The sequence below is a fragment of the Rhizobium hidalgonense genome, assembly GCF_002914525.1.
GTDB lineage: Bacteria > Pseudomonadota > Alphaproteobacteria > Rhizobiales > Rhizobiaceae > Rhizobium > Rhizobium hidalgonense.
The window spans coordinates 1-2,738 of sequence record NZ_LODW01000137.1 but is presented as its reverse complement, the minus strand read 5'-3'; the positions used below and the strand labels follow the sequence as shown (position 1 = coordinate 2,738).

Annotated in this window: 2 protein-coding genes; both read left to right on the top strand. The window is 58.4% G+C overall.

The genetic code is table 11. The annotated features are described in order from the left end of the window. The first annotated feature begins 249 nt into the window (after positions 1-249). Positions 250-1,536, top strand: coding sequence for an IS21 family transposase (gene istA / locus ATY29_RS35010; protein ID WP_085861389.1), 1,287 nt, complete (start codon positions 250-252; stop codon positions 1,534-1,536). After that, the gene (gene istB, locus ATY29_RS35005; RefSeq protein ID WP_085861388.1) at positions 1,536-2,336 is read left to right on the top strand and encodes an IS21-like element ISSme2 family helper ATPase IstB; all 801 of its coding nucleotides are present in this window, start codon (positions 1,536-1,538) and stop codon (positions 2,334-2,336) included. The genes istA and istB overlap by 1 nt, the downstream gene beginning before the upstream one ends. Positions 2,337-2,738: the final 402 nt, after the last annotated feature.

Genomic DNA, 2,738 nt, shown 5'->3' with positions numbered 1-2,738 from the left:
TCTGATTGCCGCTCCGCGACAAACTGTGCGGTGCCTTTGATTGTCGCGAATGAGGCTGGCCTGCCGCGCTGGCGTTTGGCCTCCATGGCGGAACGTCGTCGACAGCTTTCGACGTTCATTTCGAAGATCGTTGCGTGATGAACAAGTCGGTCCACCGCGGCACCCGCCCGCAGGTGTCAGGCGAAATGAGAAACTGACCCCCTAACGAAATGAAGAACTGCCCCCTCGTGTGACAACGAGGAGAGATGGATGACAAGTGCGATTTCAGCGCATCCTGCATCGTGGGGAACGATGCAGGGCGAAGATATGCTTGAGGCAGATGAGGTGGTGGCAATGTTGCGGCTGCACGAGCTTGGTTGGGGTGCCAAGCGTCTATCGAAGGAATTTGGATGTGCTCGCAACACTGTCCGTCGATATCTTCGTGAGGGTGGAGCGGTACCCTTCAAGAAGCCGGTTCGGAGGAGTGCTTTTGATGGCCTTGATGATTGGCTTCGTGAACGCTTCTTTCGCCATGATGGCAATGCCGATGTGATCCGGCAGGAGCTGGCGAGCGAGCATGGAATTATCATCGGTTTGCGTTCGGTAGAGCTTCGAGTCCGGGAATGGCGGCGGGAACTCAAGGCGCAAAAGCGTGCGACAGTGCGGTTTGAAACGCCGCCTGGTCGTCAGTTGCAGATCGACTTCGGGCAGACGCGTGTCTGGATCGGTGACGAGCGGCTTCGGGTAAACGTCTTTGTCGCCACGCTAAGCTATTCCAGACGCATTCATATCCGTGCCTCATTGAGAGAAGGGCAGACAGATTGGTTCGAGGGGATGGAAGGCGCGTTTCTTCGGTTTGGCGGCGTTCCCGTTGAGGTTTTGCTGGATAATGCGAAGGCACTTGTCGAACATCACGACGCGGTTAGCCGGGAGGTTCGCTTCAATGCGCGACTCTGGGCGTTTGCCCGTTACTGGGGCTTCGCGCCACGCGCTTGCGCTCCCTACCGGGCGCGAACAAAGGGGAAGGACGAGCGCGGGGTCGGGTACGTCAAGAAGAATGCTATCGCTGGTCGCCGGTTTGAGAACTGGGCTTCGTTCGAGGCGCACCTTGACCGATGGATACGAGAGATCGCAGACCGACGAGAACACGGCACGACTGGTGAAGCACCAATTGAACGCTTTGCTGCGGAGGCCGAAGCCCTTCGGCCGCTATCCGGCCGCGCACCGTTTGGACAACTACGCGACCTCGTGCGCAAAGTGCAGGCGGACTGCGCCATCGATCTCGACACAAACAGCTATTCCGTACCCTGGCGTCTCATCGGCGAGAGCGTCCAAGTCGTTGTATTGGCTGGCCGTGTAATTATCCGTCACGCTGGCCAGGTTGTGGCCGATCATCCTCTCTGCCAGGGACGGCGACAACGGATCGTCGACCGGGATCACTTTGTTGGCGTCGCGGGTAGCGAAGGACTGGTTCGCACCGCTCCAGTCGAGCTGGCACCAGCCGCCTTGCTGCGACCTCTTGCGGAATACGAGGCCGTTGTTGGAGGTGGCTGGTGATGACGACCGTCGATCACGATTTACTCATCGCGACACTCGATCGGCTAAAGCTGACGGCGATCCGCGATCAACTCGACACGTTGCTGGACGAGGCGGCCCGCTCGAAGATGACGTTGCGCGAAGCTCTGGCGTTCCTGGTCTCACGAGAGATTGCCCGGCGCGATGAACGGCGCATCTCGATGTCGAGCAAGTTGGCGCAGTTCCCCTGCGTACGCGAACTCGATGGCTTCGACTTCGAGGCACAGCCCTCGCTGGATCGAGGACAGATCAGGGAGCTGTCAACCTGCCGCTGGATTGCTCACGGCGACACCGTCCTATTCCTCGGACCTCCGGGCACCGGTAAGACGCACCTTGCTGTCAGTCTTGGCCGAGAAGCAATCCGCCAGAACTACAACGTTCAATTCGTCACGGCGGCCACTCTGGTTGCGATGCTCGCCAAGGCCCATAACGATGGCTCATTGGACAAGCAGTTGACAATCCTATCGCGGCCGAAACTGCTGATCATCGACGAGCTGGGATATCTGCCCTTCGAAGCTAACGCCGCCCACCTGTTCTTCCAACTGGTCTCTCGCCGCTATGAAAGGGGATCGATCCTGATTACCTCCAATCGATCGGTCGGAGAGTGGGGGAGCGTCTTTGGAGACCCTGTCGTCGCCACCGCGATATTGGACCGCCTGCTGCACCATTCGACGGTGATCACCATCCGAGGTGATAGCTACAGGCTTCGCGAAAAGCGCCGTTCCGGCCTTCTGCAGAAGGCCGGAACAGCGCTTGAGACAAACGAAACAGCAAATCAATGAAGGGGTCAGTTCTTCGTTTCGCCTACGGGGTCAAATCTTCACTTCGCTTGACAGCAGGCATAGTTTGATAGTTGCAGGATACGTGGTCGGCATCGAGTACCCAACTCACACGTTGGCTCATGATCGCTGTATGAAATGCATCCGGCGCCATGGGCAGGTTTCGTCCTGGCCTGAAGCCATAGTAGAACCCGCAAAGGATAGGCCGTCATAGACGGCACTAAGCACTTCAGCGGCCGCGCCAGCATCCTTCGCACCCGAGGCTCTTCCCGCATCCGTATCTGTCTACACCTCAGATGCGACAGCCGTCGCCTCTTGGGATGCTGGCCAAACGTCACGTTTTGAAGGAAGACTGGCGACGTGCACATTCGATGTCGCCCCCGGCACTGGGGATCGTCTCATCTG